The 17557-nt window shown below is 52.0% G+C and carries 18 protein-coding genes; 9 read left to right on the top strand and 9 right to left on the bottom strand.

What is annotated here, in order from left to right; genetic code table 11:
- The first annotated feature begins 104 nt into the window (after positions 1 to 104).
- From ribA to GQE98_RS04105, 3 genes are all read left to right on the top strand, one after another.
- A complete protein-coding gene (gene ribA, locus GQE98_RS04115) occupies positions 105 to 1226 on the top strand; it encodes a GTP cyclohydrolase II (protein ID WP_161314355.1) in 1122 nt (373 codons plus the stop codon).
- A gap of 121 nt (positions 1227 to 1347) precedes the next feature.
- Entirely contained in the window at positions 1348 to 2178 is an 831-nt protein-coding gene (locus GQE98_RS04110) for a hypothetical protein (protein ID WP_161314353.1), read from the top strand.
- 47 nt (positions 2179 to 2225) lie between these two features.
- Complete coding sequence (locus tag GQE98_RS04105) at positions 2226 to 2738, top strand: L,D-transpeptidase family protein (RefSeq protein ID WP_161314351.1); 513 nt, start codon at positions 2226 to 2228, stop codon at positions 2736 to 2738.
- Here GQE98_RS04105 and GQE98_RS04100 read toward each other — a convergent pair whose 3' ends face one another.
- The 6 genes from GQE98_RS04100 to GQE98_RS04075 all read right to left on the bottom strand — a co-directional run bounded on the left by GQE98_RS04100 (position 2739) and on the right by GQE98_RS04075 (position 8782).
- On the bottom strand, positions 2739 to 3434 hold the full coding sequence (locus GQE98_RS04100) for a YggS family pyridoxal phosphate-dependent enzyme (RefSeq protein ID WP_161314349.1): 696 nt from the start codon (positions 3432 to 3434) through the stop codon (positions 2739 to 2741). It abuts the gene before it with no gap.
- A gap of 102 nt (positions 3435 to 3536) precedes the next feature.
- The gene (locus tag GQE98_RS04095; protein WP_161314347.1) at positions 3537 to 4376 is read right to left on the bottom strand and encodes a sulfotransferase domain-containing protein; all 840 of its coding nucleotides are present in this window, start codon (positions 4374 to 4376) and stop codon (positions 3537 to 3539) included.
- Positions 4377 to 4413: 37 nt separating this feature from the next.
- Positions 4414 to 5250, bottom strand: coding sequence for a sulfotransferase domain-containing protein (locus GQE98_RS04090; protein WP_161314345.1), 837 nt, complete (start codon positions 5248 to 5250; stop codon positions 4414 to 4416).
- Positions 5251 to 5280: 30 nt separating this feature from the next.
- On the bottom strand, positions 5281 to 6120 hold the full coding sequence (locus GQE98_RS04085; protein ID WP_161314343.1) for a sulfotransferase domain-containing protein: 840 nt from the start codon (positions 6118 to 6120) through the stop codon (positions 5281 to 5283).
- 114 nt (positions 6121 to 6234) lie between these two features.
- Positions 6235 to 7299, bottom strand: a complete 1065-nt coding sequence (locus GQE98_RS04080; RefSeq protein ID WP_161314341.1) for a porin — start codon at positions 7297 to 7299, stop codon at positions 6235 to 6237.
- Between the two features lie 418 nt (positions 7300 to 7717).
- Positions 7718 to 8782, bottom strand: coding sequence for a porin (locus GQE98_RS04075; RefSeq protein ID WP_161314339.1), 1065 nt, complete (start codon positions 8780 to 8782; stop codon positions 7718 to 7720).
- A 340-nt stretch (positions 8783 to 9122) separates the two neighbouring features.
- Here GQE98_RS04075 and GQE98_RS04070 point away from each other — a divergent pair, with 340 nt between their 5' ends.
- The 5 genes from GQE98_RS04070 to GQE98_RS04050 all read left to right on the top strand — a co-directional run bounded on the left by GQE98_RS04070 (position 9123) and on the right by GQE98_RS04050 (position 14499).
- On the top strand, positions 9123 to 9668 hold the full coding sequence (locus GQE98_RS04070; protein WP_202526072.1) for a DUF3576 domain-containing protein: 546 nt from the start codon (positions 9123 to 9125) through the stop codon (positions 9666 to 9668).
- A 113-nt stretch (positions 9669 to 9781) separates the two neighbouring features.
- Positions 9782 to 12340 (top strand): leucine--tRNA ligase, encoded by a 2559-nt coding sequence (gene leuS, locus GQE98_RS04065; RefSeq protein WP_161314337.1) that lies wholly within the window; start codon positions 9782 to 9784, stop codon positions 12338 to 12340.
- Positions 12327 to 12827, top strand: a complete 501-nt coding sequence (gene lptE, locus GQE98_RS04060) for an LPS assembly lipoprotein LptE (protein ID WP_161314335.1) — start codon at positions 12327 to 12329, stop codon at positions 12825 to 12827. Before leuS ends, lptE begins: the two co-directional genes overlap by 14 nt.
- 4 nt (positions 12828 to 12831) lie before the next feature.
- Entirely contained in the window at positions 12832 to 13851 is a 1020-nt protein-coding gene (gene holA / locus GQE98_RS04055; protein ID WP_161314333.1) for a DNA polymerase III subunit delta, read from the top strand.
- Positions 13852 to 13854: 3 nt separating this feature from the next.
- On the top strand, positions 13855 to 14499 hold the full coding sequence (locus tag GQE98_RS04050) for an HAD family hydrolase (RefSeq protein WP_161314331.1): 645 nt from the start codon (positions 13855 to 13857) through the stop codon (positions 14497 to 14499).
- Positions 14500 to 14578: 79 nt separating this feature from the next.
- Here GQE98_RS04050 and GQE98_RS04045 read toward each other — a convergent pair whose 3' ends face one another.
- Both GQE98_RS04045 and GQE98_RS04040 read right to left on the bottom strand, forming a co-directional pair.
- A complete protein-coding gene (locus GQE98_RS04045) occupies positions 14579 to 15127 on the bottom strand; it encodes a GNAT family N-acetyltransferase (protein WP_161314329.1) in 549 nt (182 codons plus the stop codon).
- On the bottom strand, positions 15120 to 15365 hold the full coding sequence (locus GQE98_RS04040; RefSeq protein WP_161314327.1) for a hypothetical protein: 246 nt from the start codon (positions 15363 to 15365) through the stop codon (positions 15120 to 15122). Before GQE98_RS04040 ends, GQE98_RS04045 begins: the two co-directional genes overlap by 8 nt.
- A 149-nt stretch (positions 15366 to 15514) precedes the next feature.
- Between GQE98_RS04040 and GQE98_RS04035 the strand changes: the two genes are divergently transcribed.
- Entirely contained in the window at positions 15515 to 16438 is a 924-nt protein-coding gene (locus GQE98_RS04035) for a LysR family transcriptional regulator (protein ID WP_161314325.1), read from the top strand.
- Position 16439: 1 nt separating this feature from the next.
- Here the strand turns inward: GQE98_RS04035 and GQE98_RS04030 are convergent, their stop codons facing one another.
- Positions 16440 to 17546 carry a ParB/RepB/Spo0J family partition protein gene (locus tag GQE98_RS04030; RefSeq protein ID WP_161314323.1) on the bottom strand — a complete coding sequence of 369 codons (1107 nt, stop codon included), beginning with the start codon at positions 17544 to 17546 and terminating at the stop codon, positions 16440 to 16442.
- Positions 17547 to 17557: the final 11 nt, after the last annotated feature.

Genomic DNA, 17557 nt, shown 5'->3' with positions numbered 1-17557 from the left:
TGGCCCAGACGCAATTGTGATATTATAACATTTGCAGCCGTCAACGTCCGCCTGCTAATAGTCTTGAAGTATCTCCGACATCGCAAACCGGAAACCAGAACAATATGAGTAACAACGATAAAAACGAACTAGAACTCAGGCGCCTGCGCGCCGTTGATCGTGCCATCGCGGATTTGCGCCGTGGTTTAAGTGTGATCGTAACGGGCGAAAAGGAAGCTTCCATTGTGCTCGCGACGGAAATGGCGTTCGATCCGGAGCTCAAGACCCTTGCCGAGCGGAGCGGAGCGGAACCTGTCCTTGCGCTCACAGCCCATCGCGCAAATGTACTGCATATCCAGCCGACGGGCGATGACGCCATCCGCCTGGTGATCGAGGAATGGATGGATGCGCCGTTAATGCGGGCGCTTGCCGATGCGACCCATGATCTCGATCAACCGTTTCGTGGTCCCTTCACCCGGATCAAGGAGGGGTTACCGCCCACCATTCCGGCGGCAATCAAGATTGCCAAGCTTGGGCGGTTGCTTCCCTCGGTCGTGGCTGCCTCGATTGAACTGGATCAGGTGGAAGCCATCTCTCGTAAACATGATCTATCGGTTGTCAGCCTTGAAGATATTCTCGCCTATGAGGACAGCGCGGCCCTCCAGCTAAGAGCCGTTGCCTCGGCGAAAGTCCCTCTTCAGGCAGCGGAAAACACTACGTTTCACGCTTTCCGGCCGAAAGATGGCGGGATCGAGCATATGGCGATAGTCGTTGGCGACCCCAACCGGCGGGAACCCCTGCTGGCTCGACTGCATTCGGAATGTTTCACCGGCGATCTGATCGGATCCCTCAAATGCGATTGCGGGGAACAGCTTCGCGGCGCCCTGAAGGCGATCTCCGAGGAAGGGGGCGGTGTTCTCCTCTATCTCGCCCAGGAGGGACGGGGCATCGGGCTGATTAACAAGCTTCGCGCCTATAATCTGCAGCAGCAAGGCTTTGATACGATTGACGCCAACGAACGACTCGGATTCGACGCCGATGAGCGGGTGTTCCGACCCGCCGCAGAAATGCTGAAACTGCTTGGGTTTCAGAAAATCCGGCTGATGACCAATAACCCGGAAAAGGTAGAGGGGCTGGAACGGCATGGTATCGCGATAACCGAGCGCGTTTCCCATAAGTTCCCCTCTAACACCCATAACGAGTTGTATCTCGCCACAAAGAAAAAACGCAGTGGGCATTATCTGTAGCTTTAAAGGCGACAGCAGGGCAATTTTTGCCGCCTATTTACCCCTTTAGGCTGCTCTGCCCCCGATTTTAGTGCTTGTTTCTGGCACGCTCCTTGCTCCTACACTGGTCAAGGAGATTAAAATGTCGATTAACCCCGTCACTCATGACCAATATGCCTATCTCGACCGAGCCCTGCCGAGCGATCCCATTGCTCAGTATGTGCCGAAGGAACGCGTCGATGAGAATGGCGACAAAATTCCAGCCGACAATGGTTTTGGTGAAGACGGCTTTGGTTTTGACGATTTCCTCGATATCATTAATCCGCTCCAGCATATTCCGGGCATTTCCTCTCTCTACCGGGAACTGACCGGCGACGAGATCAACCCCGGTGCGCGCACCATCGGCGGCACCATATATGGCGGCGCCATCGGGCTCGCAGTGTCATTCATCAATTCCACGATCGAGGATGTAACCGGCAAGGATGTCGGAAAGCATGTGATCAGCCTGTTCTCCGATGAGGGGGAAGAGGCAGCGCCGGAAGAAATGATCGCCGCGGCCCCGTCCGCAATTGAGGCAACACCCGCGGCCGCTCCGGTAGACTTGGAAAAAGCACCTGCGGCTATGCCGCCCATCGTGACTGCGCCGCTTGCAAGCCCGATGGCGCCCGCACCGACCCAGCCGGATGCCCTGGCAGAAGAAATGATGCCGGGCGTTTCCCCGATCGGGCTGGAGTGGAAAGGGGATAAACCCGCCCTTCTCCAGCAACTTGAAAAGGCGAATACACAGGATTTAACGGAAGCACAGCTTCATGCTGTGTTCAAGAGCTTTGGCACGGCGCCGTCCGCACTTGAAATTCCGACGGTTGAAGCCAAGGCCGCCAGCGCCGCCTATCAGAAGACAACCGCCGCAATGGCGACAGCCGCCAGCCCGGTGGTGCGACCGATTGCGCCAATGGAGCGGCCTGCTCCTTAAGTCTATTCCCGGATGACTTTGGCGCCATGACGCTCTAAACTTCGTCCATGGATATAGAAATCACGGATATTGACGGCACCCGCGCGAAGCTTCGCTATGGAACGCTGACGTTTGACTGCGCACTCGGCAAAGCCGGGATTACCACGCACAAGCGCGAGGGCGATCACGCGACACCCGCCGGACGGTTTCCCTTGCGGAAGCTTTACTTTCGTCCCGACAGGCTGACTCAACCACCATGCGCCCTGCCCATAACGGAAATAGAAACCCTCGACGGTTGGTGCGATGCGCCAGACCACGCACTGTATAACCAGTATGTCCGCCTACCTTTTGATGCGAGTCACGAACAACTCTGGCGAACGGATGAGCTATATGATCTTGTGGTTGTGCTGGGCTATAACGATGATCCGGTCGTCCCAAGCGCCGGAAGCTGCATCTTCATGCATGTTGCTCGCGATGGATATAGCCCGACGGAAGGGTGCGTTGCACTTGAAAAAGGCGACTTGCTTGAGCTTCTCGCCGCAATTGGCAAAGAAAGCTTCATCAATATCCCGCAATCCTGATTAGGGGTCGCTGCGGGTCCCGAACAGGGCCGTCCCGACCCGAACAGAAGTTGCCCCAAACTGGACAGCCGTCTCGAAGTCCGCACTCATCCCCATGCTGAGACGGGAGAGCCCGTTCCGCGCCGCGATTTTCGCAAGCAGGGCAAAATGCGGTGCCGGCTGTTCCTCAACCGGCGGGATGCACATCAGGCCAATCACATTCAGGCCGAGGTCGTCCCGGCACTCCTTGATAAAACCATCCGTATCTTCGGGAAATACGCCGGCTTTCTGGGGTTCCTTCCCGGTATTGACCTGTACATATACGGGTATTTCTCGGCCGGCCGCCGCCATCTCCTTGGCGAGAACGCGGGCAAGTTTCGGTCGATCGACCGTCTGAATAATATCAAAAAGCAATACGGCGTCTTTGGCCTTGTTGGTCTGTAACGGACCAATCAGATGCAACTCTATGTCTGAATACTGCTCTTTAAGGGCGGGCCATTTTTCCTGTGCTTCCTGCACCCTGTTCTCGCCAAAATGCCGATGTCCGAGGGTGAGCGCCGCCTGGATCAGCGCGACGGGCTGTCGTTTACTAACGGCAATAAGGTCGACATCTGCGGCGCTCCGTTCCCATTTTACGGCAACTTTTTCAATACGGCTCTTGATATCGTCAAAATTTCTAGCGATTTCACCCTCTTTTTTCAAAGCTTCGCTTGTCATTGGAACTGTCCTGTTTAATCGCCCAAATTATGCAATCTAGCTAAATTAAAACGCCCATTTTTGTAAAACACTGCGCTTTATCGTTAATAATTGCCTAACATCCTATTTGTAGCCGGGCGGAAGATACTTGTATTCCTTCATTACATCGTAATGCGTGGTGACTAATTTCTCAACCTGTTCCGGGCTGAGTACTGTTTTCCACTGCCCGGCCTTGCCGACCCGGAAGAACTTCTCCGCCTTATCCGATCGTTCATTAAAGCCTTTTTCCGCTTCCAGTTTTCGGGAGGTTTCAAAGGACGAGAATTTTATAGCCTTCTTGAGCCTTTCCCGGGGTGGCTTGAGACCAAGAAATTTTGCCAGGGCACCAAACGTCTTCTCCGGTTTATAGAGCATATCCTCATAGCGCAGGATATGGCGGGCCTGTTTGTCTATCGACTGCCAGGAGGTGACATGATTTGACCAGGAACTCAGGAAATCGGGCACTTTGCGATCTGTTTCCGCACTATAGGCCTTATCATCATTCATCATTTCGACGCCCTGATCAATTCCCATCCCATAATGATCCGAGAGGGAAATAACCACATCCAGCGGATTACGGACTATATAGATGGCCCCGGCAGTAAACTCGGGTGTTACCAATGGAACCCCATGCTTCTTACCGAGCCAATTGTGGGTTTTGACAAAAACGGAATCGGGGCGTGTGCGGGCATACGCCTGATGAACCCTTGGGATCAGAGCCGCACTCTCCTCATCCGACAGGTTGCTATAGGGTTTTCCGGTAACCTGCTCGTACCAAACCTTATCCCCGTCCCCGATTGTGAACCTGGTAAGCTCATTAATATCGGCCGGACGATCTGCGTTCAGCAGAAGGTTATGCAAAAATGTTCGCACCCAGGTATTTCCTGACTTCGGATAAGAGGCCAGCCAGATGATTCCACCCATAAGTTAGCTTTCTGGTTCTAAGTACAAAATTGAAGTTCTATTTCGGAAGATAGCCAAAATATTTCATTGTAACCTGATGCATATCAGTAATTTGGTCAACCTGTGCATCGGTAAGAACCTCCTTCCATTGCCCGGCCTTGCCGACGCGGAAGAATTTTTCGTTCTTATCGGATTGCTCCTTAAAGCCTTTTTCTTCTTCCTGCTTGCGGGCAACATCGAAGGACGAAAACTTAATCGCCTTCGCAATCCGCTCCTCCGGCAAGTCAAGTTTGAGAAATTTCACCATCGCCCCAAAGGTTTCTTCAGGTTTATCCTGCATATCCTCATAGCGCATGACATGCATTTTCTCCCGATCGAAATGGGTCCAGCTATTGGCATTTCCCGACCAGGAGCCGAAATACTGCCGGATATTGCCAAGCATCGGCGCTTCATCCAGAAAGGCATTTGTATCACCCATCAGCTTGATGGCGCCGTCGATCGGTAACCCAAAATGAGAGGAAACCGAAATCACCACATCCAGCGGATTGCGAATGACATAGATGGCCCCGGCGGTGCAGTCCATGGTGATCTGCGGCACCCCATGCAGTTGCCCATAAATTGAGTGGGTCTTTACAAAGACCTTGTCTTCCTGCAGATCGGCAATCAACTGATGAACCTTGGGTCGCAAACTGATCACCTGGCCCATCGAAAGCCTATGATAGGGCATGCCACCCGCCTTTTCATACCAGGATTTCCGCGCATCCCCTGGTGTCAGGTCCGAAAGCACATTGATATCCACCGGTTCATCAGGATCAAGCAGCAGATTGTTTATGAAAGTCCGCGTCCATGTATTGCCCGACTTCGGATAGGAGGCTAGCCAGATAATACTGCTCATGAGTTATCTTTCTGATTTTCTACAGTACAACTATAATTCCGTTAAATAGCCGAAGTATTTCATGGTCACTTTATGAGTTTCGATGATTTTCTCAATTTGTTTATCGGAGAGAATTTCCTTCCACTGTCCCGCCTTTCCACTTCGAAAAAACCTATTATCATTACCCGATTGTTCTCTAAATCCATATTCGTCCTCTTGGCGGCGAGCGACATCAAATGAAGAAAACTCGATTGCTTTTTTCAATCTATCGTCAGAAACATCCAATTCTAAAAATTTTACCATTCCTTGAAAAGTTTCCTCGGGATTTTCCAACATGTCTTCATAGCGCATAACATGTAATCGATCCCGGTCAAAATGAGTCCAGCTATTCGCATGACCCGACCAAGAACCATAATGTTGGCGAATATGCGGCTTTCCGCTTACTTCTTCATTGGCAGCATTTGGATCACCAATTACCTCGATAGCTTTATCAATCGTTAACCCGAAATGAGAAGAAAACGAAATTACAACATCCAAAGGATTGCGAATGATGTATATCGCCCTTGCAGTGAATGTTGGCGTAATCAATGGAACTCCGTAAAGCGTTCCGTAAATTGAATGTGTTTTAACAAACACTGGCCCGGAATTTAGATTCGATAAAATTTCATGAACCTTGGGTCGCAAATTGATAACTTGTCCGATTGAGTATGTATCATATGGTTGATTACCAGCCTTTTCGTACCAGGCTTTATTGCTATCTGCGACGAAACGCTTACTAAGACTGTTTATATCTAATGGCTTTTCGGGGTTAGATAACAAGTTATACAAAAAAAGCCGTGTCCAGGTATTTCCAGACTTAGGATAAGAGGCCAACCAGTTTATATTGCCCATAACTGTTCCCGAAATAGAAGATCTTAGATAGTAAAATAGTCAAACTGCCAACTGCGGACAATAAAAAAGGAGGGCAGGAAAACCTGCCCTCCTCTAATTTGATCTTCCTTCAGATTAGAAGGAGAGAGCTGTACCAACGAAGAACGTCTGAGTGTCGCCAGCCATACGGTTAGCTGTAGACGCTGCCAAGTCGTTGTCGTCGAACTGGACACCACCGAATGCGGTGATTCCCGGGCCGAGTGTGTACTGACCACCGACGATCCAAGTCGTCGCATCTGAGTCACCGCCTGCAGCAGGCTCATCAGTTGTTTTGGAGTACTGAACACCAACGGACCATGGACCCATGCCGTAAGTTACGCCAGCGGACCAAGCTTTTCTGTCATCGTCTTTTACGCCTGCGATGTCTTTGTCAACACCGTAGCCACCACCAACGGTGAAGCCAGCGATACCAACAGAAGCACCGAATGCATATTCGCTGTAATCTTCAGATGCGCCGTTCACGTCAACAGACTGGTAACCAGCAGAAACTGCCAAGTCGAACATGCCGAATTTGTTGACATAGTTGGCTGCAACAGAGTAACCGCGGTCGTTACCAGATTTGTACTGAGGAGCTGCATACTGAGAATGCTGTCCGGATTCAGATGTTCCATCTGGAACATAAGATGCACCCAACTGGAAGCCAGCGAAACGTGGTGAGAAATAGGTGACTTTGTCTGTGTCAGAGAACAGGTTCGGGCGAGTTGTGTTGCCTTGGCCTGTAGGATAGATGTTGGCTGAGTCAGCTGAGTACATTGGAACCGGTGATGGGCTCGTGTAATGCATCAGGTATGCAGCGGAGTCTTCAGAACCGAGCAGAACGCGACCGAAAGAACCTTCGATGAAGATGTATGTTTCGTCGATCTGGTCAGTTGCCTGATAAGCTTCGAGCTGAACGTTGACGCCAACTTTAAGACCATTGTCCAAAGTTGTTGAACCGGTGAAGAAGATTTCACCTTCCTGCGTTACACGGTCAGAAATACGAGATGGTGTGCCAGCAGGCTCATCAGAATTCTGATAGAAATAGGTGGACTGCATGTAGCCGCCAACACCCAAGGCGATTTTTTCAGCAGCGGATGCCGGTGCTGCAGCGAGTGCGCCAACGGCAACAAGCGCTGTTGTACCCAAGATTGCTTTTTTCATTTTGTCTCCCCTCTGCTTAGAAAGCCAGAGAACTAAGATTAAAATACAGACGCAAGGCCTAACGACCCTGTTAGTCAAGAGGGAGTAAAGAAGGTTAATGGCTATCTGGTCAAGCGCAAGGCGATGGCGTTTTTGCCAAATTTGCCAAACTGTGTTTAAAAAGTCACATTTTGGCCATGGTTCGCGACATGTATCAGCGATGCTGGATCAGGAAAAAGATATAAGGCCATTATATAGCAGTGTTTTTAACACCTGAACTCGGACATGGCCTTTGTGACCTTTCAGACACCCTGTTTTCAGCGTCAAACGGCCCGAAAGGGCACAATGCCCCTGATTTTCTTTTCCACCAGAATCTTGGGTAAGCAAAAAAGAGGACAGAAAATCTGCCCTCTTTTCACACTGTTCAAACTTTGGGAGCTTAGAAGTTGACTGCTGTACCCACAAAGAATGTATTGGTTTTTCCGGCCATACGGGTTGCCGAGCTTGCTGTCAGGTCGTTGTCGTCGATTTCAACACCACCGAACGCAGTGATTCCCGGACCAAGCACATACTGGCCACCGATCACCCATGTCGTCGCGTCAATATCCGCACCGGCAGCAGGTTCATCGGTCGTTTTGGAGTATTGTACACCAACCGCCCATGGGCCCATGCCGTATTTAACACCGGCTGACCAGGCTTTTCTGTCGCTGTCGGAAACACCGGCGAGATCTTTATCAACCGCGTAACCGGCACCGACCGTAAAGCCGGCGAATCCAACAGACGTACCAAAGCTGTATGCTGACTGATCTTCTGATGCGCCCCCGACTTCAGCCTCTTCATAACCTGCAGAAACGCCCAAATCTACGCCACCGAACTTATTGACATAGTTGACAGCAACAGAGTAACCGCGATCAAGCCCGGATTCATAGGCAGGCGCTGCATAAACGGATGCCTGACCAGTTTCGGAATTTCCGTCAGGAACATAGGACGCACCGAACTGGAACCCTGCGAAACGTGGAGAGAAATATGTGATTTTGTCCGCGTCAGAGAACATATTGTTATATGTCGTGTTGGCCTGTCCCGTCGGGGCGATATTGTTTGAGTCCGCAGAGTACATCGGAACAGGTGACGGGCTGGTGAAATGCATCAGGTAAGATGCGCTGTTTTCAGAACCGAGAAGAACACGGCCAAAGGAACCTTCAACGTAGATGTAGGTTTCGTCGATCTGGTCAGTCGCCTGATAGGCTTCGAGCTGAACGTTGACGCCAAATTTTATGCCATTATCCAGGGTGGTTTCACCCGTGAACCAAATTTCGCCTTCCTGCGTTACCCGGTCGGAAATGCGAGATGGCGTGCCCGCTGGCTCGTCGCTGTCCTGATAGAAGTATGTGGACTGCATGTAACCACCTACTCCAAGCTGAATTTTTTCAGCAGCGGAGGCGGGAGCAGCGGCCAATGCACCAACGGCGACAAGCGCTGTCGTACCCAAAATTGCCTTTTTCATATTGACTCCTGGCAGCTCTAGGAAGGCTGCACAATAGATTGATAATAAACGCGAAAGACCGGGATAATTAGCCGGTCAGCCGAATTAATGAGGATTGAAAAGGGGTCCGTCAAGCAAAGTAGGGCCAGTTGTGATTAGCGTCACAAACTTTGGGATGAATTTTTGGTGACCGCCCTATTCCTTTTAAACGGATGGGAAACAGCCCCTGTCCCCGTATATATAGGGCGGCGACCATTTTCTCCTGTTCTCAAAGACGGAAAGCTGGCATAAACTCCCCTTTTCTTGTTTTCGCCCTAATTTGAGCGTTTAGTAGCCAGAAGAAATGAGGATTCTGACAGATATGACACGACAAAAATTTTGTGCTGTGGCGATGGGTTGCCTCCTGGCGTTCGTGCTGGCGGGTTGTGAATCTGATATGAGCGCTAACTCTACCTTCCCAACGTCAAGCCGCGGACAGGTTTATCAAACAGGGAATGTCCCCGATGATACTATCTTCGGGAAAGGCGGAATTTTCGGCGACGATGAAAAGGAACTGCAGGATGGCATTGGGTCCGGCGGCGGACTTGGGGTCAATGCTTATCTGTGGCGGGCCTCGCTCGATACCATCGCCTTTATGCCTCTCTCTTCGGCGGATCCTTTTGGCGGCGTGATCATCACCGACTGGTATTCCTCCCCGGACTCACCGAATGAGCGCTTCAAGGTTACAGTCTATATTCTCGACCGCCGCCTGCGTGCGGATGGTGTCCGGGTGACCGCCTTCAAGCAGAACCTCGATACCTCGAACCAGTGGATTGCCATTCCGCTCGCCCCCAAGGTCACAGCGGATCTTGAAAATGCCATTCTTGCCAAGGCACGCGATCTGAGGGTAGCGCGCGAAGGCGAATAACCTTATAAGAACTGGGCCCGTCCGCAGTATAATCACCAATCTTTCCATAAGATGAGGAAGGCGGGCATAGATACCTTTTTGTAGATTGACCAGGATTGAACGGGAAACAGCCTATGTCCCGCTATAATGCGAAAGAAGTTGAAGCCAGGTGGCAGGCCAGTTGGGCCGAACATAAAAGTTTCGAGGTAGAGGCCGATCCGGCCAAGCCCAAATATTATGTGCTGGAAATGTTTCCCTACCCGTCCGGGCGCATCCATATCGGCCATGTCCGTAACTACACCATGGGTGACGTTGTGGCGCGCTACAAGAAAGCCCAAGGCTTTAATGTTCTCCATCCCATGGGCTGGGATGCCTTCGGCCTACCGGCCGAGAATGCCGCCCGCGACAAGGGCGTGCATCCGGCAGAGTGGACCTATGCCAATATCGCCCATATGCGCGATGAGCTGAAAGGCATGGGGCTGTCCCTTGACTGGAGTAAGGAAATTGCCACCTGCCACCCCGGATATTATGGGCATCAGCAGAAGCTCTTCCTTGATTTCTTCAAGAAAGGTCTGGTCTATCGCAAGGAAAGCTGGGTCAATTGGGATCCCATCGACATGACCGTGCTCGCCAATGAGCAGGTGATTGACGGCAAAGGCTGGCGCTCTGGCGCCGTGGTCGAGAAACGCAAGCTTGATCAATGGATGTTCCGTATTTCCGACTATAGCGAGGAACTGCTGACCGCTCTTGAAAAGCTCGACCGCTGGCCTGACCGCGTGCGCCTGATGCAGCAGAACTGGATTGGCCGGTCACAGGGCGCCCATGTCGCCTTTGATATTATCGGGGAGGAAGATCCGCTCAATATCTATACCACGCGGCCCGATACCCTGTTCGGTGCGAGCTTTATGGCCGTTTCCGCCGATCATCCGCTGACCCAGCGGCTGGCTAAGGACAATGCGGATGTCGCGGCCTTCGTCGCCGAATGCCACCAGATGGGCACCAGTGAGGAAGCCATCGAAAAGGCAGAGAAAAAAGGTGTGGATACAGGCCTGAGGGTCGCCCATCCCTTTATTGACGGAAAAACACTGCCCATCTATGTCGCCAACTTTGTCCTGATGGATTACGGAACGGGCGCTATTTTTGGCTGCCCTGCCCATGACCAGCGCGACCTTGATTTCGCACGGAAATACGGCCTGGAAGTCACACCCGTTGTATCTCCAGATGATAAATCCCCGGAAATTGACGATGAAGCCTATACCGGCCCGGGCAAGATCATCAATTCCGATTTCCTGAACGGCTTGGAGGTTGAGGCCGCGAAGTCCGAGATTATCCGCCGCTTGGAGGAGATGGGCACGGGCACGGAAAAGATCAATTACCGTCTTCGAGACTGGGGCCTCTCGCGTCAGCGTTACTGGGGCTGCCCAATCCCGATGGTCCATTGCGCAAAATGTGGCACCGTTGCGGAGAAGGAAGAAAATCTTCCGGTCAAACTCCCCGATGATGTCACTTTCGACAAACCCGGAAACCCACTGGACCATCACCCGACATGGAAGCATGTAACCTGCCCCAACTGCGGCGGAGAGGCGACACGCGAGACCGATACCATGGACACCTTCGTGGATTCATCCTGGTATTTTGCGCGCTTCTGTTCCCCCCGGGCCGATCAGCCGGTCGAGCGGGACAAAGTCGATTACTGGCTGCCTGTCGATCAGTATATCGGCGGCATTGAGCATGCGATCCTGCATCTTCTCTATTCCCGCTTTTACTCCCGCGCCATGATGCAAACCGGCTGGTCAGATGTTGACGAGCCCTTTGCCGGGCTGTTTACGCAAGGCATGGTCACTCATGAGACCTACAAAAGCGAAAGCGGTGAGTGGCTGCTGCCCGATGAGGTGGACCATAACGACGCCGGAGAGCTGGTCGAACTCGCCACCGGCAAGCCCGTCACCGTCGGCGGTGTCGAGAAGATGTCGAAATCCAAGAAAAACGTTGTCGATCCCGGCGCGATTATTGAAAAGTTCGGGGCCGATGCCGCGCGCTGGTATGTCCTTTCCGACAGCCCGCCCGACCGCGACATGGAATGGACCGACGCAGGCGCAACCGGCGCCTGGCGGTTCGTCCAACGGCTGCATCGCTATATTTTCGAAAATGCGGATGCCGCCTGCCCGGTCGACACTCCCCTGCCGGAGACGTTTTCAAGCAACGCGAAAGACCTGCGCAAAGCCGCCCATAAAACAGTTGCACAGGTCACCGAGAATATCGAGAACCTGCATTTCAATAATGCCATTGCCCGCATTTATGAATTCATGAAGGTGTTGGGTGATGTCCGGTTCGAAGAAGGCGCAGATACCAAATGGGCCCTTCGCGAAAGCATGGAGATCATGGTCAAGGTGGTCGCGCCAATGATGCCTCATCTTGCTGAGGAATTATGGGTAATGCTCGGACATGACACCATGTTGGTGGATACCCCCTGGCCACAAGCCGATCCGGAACTGATTGTCGAGGACAGGGTAACCATGGCGGTTCAGGTAAAAGGTAAGCTTCGTGCCACCATAGAGGTGGCGCTCGATGAACAGGCTGCAAAAGTGGAAGAAATTGCACTGGCGCAAAAATCAGTCCAGAATGCGATCGGTGAAAATGCCATTCGTAAAGTCATCGTTGTACCAAACCGGATTGTCAATGTCGTTATTTAGGGTAAGCCTTGTCATATTGATCCTGGGTCTCGTTTCGGCCTGCGGGTTCCAGCCGCTTTATGGAAGCGCCACCCAGAATGCCGACGTTCAGAGAAAGCTCGCTCAGGTGTATATCGAGCCGATATATGGCCAGACGGGGCAAATTCTGCGCAATGAACTGCTTGATCGCGGCAATCCGCTGGGTTTGTCGGCAACACCGGCGTATCGTCTGACCGTCACCTATTCGATACTATCGGAAGGCCTTGCCATCCAGAACGATGACACCAAAACCCGCTTTAACCTAACGCTTACCAGTAATTTTCGCCTGACAGATGCCACAGGGCAAGAGGTCATTTATTCCGGGTCTACGCAGAATATTGCGTCCTATAACGTCGTGCAGTCGGAGTTCGCCAATCTTTCCGCATCGAAAAACGCTGCAAAGCGCGCCGCACTGGTTGCGGCTGAACAGATAAATCGGCAAATTTCCGTCTTTTTCGCAGGAAGGTAGTCCAGTGGAGCTGGCAAGCGGTAAATTTTCAGCCTTTCTTGCATCCCGCGATCCGAAATACCGCATTTTCCTTTTTTTCGGGCCCGATGAAGGGCTTGTACGGGAACTCTCGCGGGCTCTCTGTGTAAGTATTGTGGAGAGTCTTGACGATCCGTTTCGCTTTATCGACATGGAGGCGGGTGATCTTTTCGCCGATCCTGCCCGTCTGCTGGACGAGGTAACGGCAATCTCCATGATGGGGGGGGAGCGTGTCGTCCGTCTACGCGGGGCAAGCAACAACGCCAAAGGCTATATCGAGCCTGTGCTGGAACTGGACCTCACCGACAGTATTCTGGTGATTGAGGCGGGGGATATCCGTAAAGACAGCGCGCTCGTTAAAATGATCAACAAGGCACCCTATGGCGCCGTGACGCCCTGTTTTCATGATAAGGCACAAGATATCCTTAGCCTGATAAAGGAGGTTCTGGGCACCGCGAACCTCAATCCATCGCGTGAGATCATTGAGTATTTACGCGAAAACCTCGGGAGTGACCGCGCCATTTCCCGCGGTGAATTGGAAAAGCTGGCGCTCTATATGCGCGGACGGACAGATCCGATGACACTTGAAGATGTGCGCGCCAATATCGGCGATTCTTCTGCGCAAAGTATCTTTGATGTGGTTGATGCGACCCTGCTTGGCGACTTGAATGGCTTGGAAAAATACCTGAACAAGGCCTTTTCGGCTGGAGAAAGTTCCATCGGCTTTCTTCGCATGACCCAGAACCAGCTAAAGCAGCTGCACAAGACCGCAGCACTCCGGGATGCGGGCGCGCGAAGCGAAGATGCAATCCGCAAAGCCGGTATTCCCTTTTTCAACCAGAAAAAGGCGGCGGCGCAAATCGGCGGGAAATCAAGTGCCCATTTTGCGACCTGTCTCGACATTACAATGGATGCGGAAATTAAATGTAAATCAACGGGTTATCCCGACGAAGCCATCTGCCGTCGGGCTCTGATGCGCATTGCGGTGGCCAACCGGAGACGTTAGTCAATGCGCCCCGATCTGGTTATCTTCGATTGTGACGGGGTTCTTGTGGATACGGAACCCACCTCCAACGCTGTGCTTGCTGCTAATCTCACCCGGCACGGCCTTAAACTGTCCACGGAAGATTGCATGCGGATGTTCACCGGATGGAGCATGGCGAATGTGGAGAAAGAGGCATTGAGGCTCGGGGCAACTCTGCCAGAAAATTGGATGGAAGAGATTTATGGTGAGGAATTCGACGCCTTGAAGAAAGGTGTCCCCGCCACAGAAGGTATTCATGAAATTCTGGATCGACTTGATGCCCTCCACCTGCCCTATTGCGTCGTCTCTAACGGGAGCGAGGATAAAATGGCTATTACCCTGGGACAGAACGGCCTGTTAGAGCGATTTATGGGCGCAATATTCTCCGCGCATACGCTGAAAACCTCAAAACCAGACCCGGCGCTCTTTGTTGCAGCGCTCGAAACCTTCCGTGTTGAACCGTCCCGCGCAGTCGTGATTGAAGATAGTGTGTTGGGAGCCATCGGGGCACAACGGGCCGGCATATCCTGCTACGGCTTCGCCCCCCACCACGACGGTGTCGACCTTGCCGCCGCCGGCGCAAGTATATTCAAAAATATGCGCCAGCTGGTTTCGTTATTAAATATTTGAAATAATACCCCGTCCGCCAAAAGTCGGTCCGAAAAATAGACTGACAGGTTGAGTGACGGACGGGGTCACCAGAAACGCGTTATTGCGGCCGCTTGGACCCGGCGACAACCGCATAACTCGAGCGTGGCAAGGCGATAATTGCCTTGGTCATGCCCATCTGGTAGGAGAAATTCGCGCCAAATTTTTGTGTTAGGCGCCGCATTGCCGTGTTATGAGGCAGAAAATTTACCTCCAGCACCGCTATACCGTTGTCCCGGGCACACCGAAGGGCAATTTCCATCAGTTTTGTGCCAATGCCGGTATCTTGCCAGTCGTCTTCAACACTGATTCCCAGCTCTGCGACATTTTGCGGTATATTTTCCCCGAACCGGAGCTCAACCACACCGCAAAGCGTTTCACCGATAAGGGCACCAAAAATAATTGGTTTTGGACGGCCCTTGTTCTGGCAATAAGTTTCAATAAACACACTGGAAACAGGACAACCGAAACGCAGAATACGGCTCTCTGGACTCAGGCGCTGCAGATGGTCCTGCAACAATCCGTGTTCAATCGGCCGCAACTCCCGGAGCATTGGCGTAAGAAAGCCGCTCCGGGGCTGTTGTTTCCTTAATTTCAACGGGTTAGTCATAATGCGCCCGTGTTTGCTGATGACGCTCGGTCATGGTTTCGAGCTTGTGAACCAGCAAGGCGCCAAGATGCTTAACGCCTTTGCCAATTTCGTTTAATTCTTTGCGGACCCATGCGTTGGCAACTCCTAGCAGCCTGTGAACTTCTTCACTTCTTAGCTGCTTCGCCTCCCGAATGCCGCGTTTGATGTCCGCAAAAGTGATGTTTTCGTCTGTGTTGTCTTTAAACAATTCATTCATCGAAATTTCCTCTTATACTCTTGCGTAAAACTTGGACTGCAGCCATATGTATGCTGCACTGCAATAACGTATGTTGCGGCGCGGCATTTGATAAGTGCTAATATTGGCATAGCTGCTGTGCCTCAGAGGAATAGGTAGAATATACGCCAATGGATATCGCCAGTCAGATGATTTTGTACGCCAATGTGGTGGATCACGGTAGTTTTTCGGCCACAGCGCGTAGTCTCGGCCTCACGCCATCGGCGGTGAGCAAACAGATTAGCCAGCTTGAGGATAAACTTGGTGTGCGATTGCTAAATCGTTCTACGCGGCAAGTTTCCACGACGCTGGAGGGACAGACCTTTTATGAACGCTGTGCTCGGATTTCCGCGGAAGTGCACCGCGCGGAGGAACTTGCGCAATCCTTTAGTGGGCGACCGCAGGGAAATCTGCGGATAGCCACGACAGTTGCTTTTGGCAAGGCGCGTCTTCTACCCTTGATTCCTGCATTCACCGCCCGCTTTCCCATGCTTAAGATCAATTTTGAGGTGACAGATCGGCCGATTGACCTGTCTGATTCCGATTACGACGTGGCGATCCGCATTGCGGAACAGATTACGGACACATCGGTGGTCGCTCGAAAAATTGCCAGCAGCAAGCGCCTGCTCTGTGCCGCGCCCTCCTATGTGGCGCATTTTGGACGGCCGGAAAAACCAGTGGATCTCAAGAACCATAATTGTTTGCGCGTTTCAACGGTAAGCCATTGGAATGATTGGCACTTCAATCTCGGAGATGAGACCTGGACCTTTACCGCAAACGGTAATTTTGATTCCAACAGTGCGGACGCGGTCTATCATGCAGCTCTGGCCGGGCTTGGGATTGCGCAATTATCTTCCTACCTGGTGGAGAATGATATTGCCGCCGGACGTCTTGTCGCCCTCCTCCCAGAGTATGAGGAGGACCCGACAGATATTTTCGCAGTCTATTCAGACAGGCGAAACCTGTCCCCTAAAGTTCGTGTTTTTGTCGATTTTCTGGTGGAGAATCTTCGTCCCGATAGTACAAGCGACGCAAAATTATCAAGTGTAGGTTGAATTACTCTTTCAATGCGTTGCCCAAAGCATCCTTGATTTCATCATCGTAATCATATTTGGGCTCGTCTTTCGGAGATTCTTTTGTGCTTTCGCTAACTGCCACTTCCGGCGTATCCTCGGGCGCATTATCAAGCGCTTCAAACTCATCGCTGAGGTCATCGTCCTCCTCGATTGGGTCTTCCGCCGGTTCTTCATTAAGTGACGGGAGCGGTTCCCGGGTAAGGCGCCGACAGGCTTCATCAAGCTGATCGAGATTTTCATAATGGATGGTAACTGTCCCGCGCCCATCTGAAAAATGATCAATAAGCACATCCATACCGACAGCTCTTGTCAGGTCATCTTCCAACTCGCGCACATCTGGACTTTTCTCAACCTTACGGGCAGAGGAGGCCCGTGGTTTCTCCCCACCTTCGCGCTGTTCAGTTGATTTTCCCTTAGCTAGTTTTTCCGCTGCACGAACACTAAGTCCTTCATCTACAATCTTTTTTGCGAGTTTTTCGGCATTCTCATGATTAATGAGTGTCCGCGCCGCACCGGAAGACAGACGCCCTTCCCGAACCATGGTCTGCACTGACTCCGGCAAGGTCAGAAGCCGCATCATATTGGCGACATGGGTCCGGCTCTTGCCGACATGCTGCGACAGGCTCTCCTGGGTATGATCAAATTCCGCCATCAGCCTCTTATAGGCTTCTGCTTCCTCTATTGAGGAGAGGTCTTCACGCTGAATATTCTCGATCAGCGCAATTTCCATGGATTCGGCGTCGGTCAACTCCTTGATAATGACCGGAACGGTATGGAGCTGTGCCTTTTGGGCCGCGCGCCACCGCCGTTCACCCGCAACAATCTCATATTCGCTATAACTGCCCGGATTGCGCCTAACAAGAATAGGTTGCAAGACTCCTTTTTCCGCGATGGAAGCGGCGAGACTTTCCAGTGCCTCCAAATCCCAGTCAAGCCGAGGCTGATACTCGTTTGCGCGTAACTGTTCAACCGGGACTTCCTTGGTTGAGCGCACCTTGTCCAAATCGGCATAGTCCGTTGCCGAATCATCGCCGAGAAGAGCGGATAATCCCCGCCCCAGTTTCTTTTTAGAGGTATCGTCAGACATCACTTATTCAC

Source organism: Sneathiella litorea, assembly GCF_009882915.1.
Classification (GTDB): Bacteria; Pseudomonadota; Alphaproteobacteria; order Sneathiellales; family Sneathiellaceae; genus Sneathiella; species Sneathiella litorea.
This window is presented reverse-complemented; position numbering and strand designations above follow the sequence as displayed.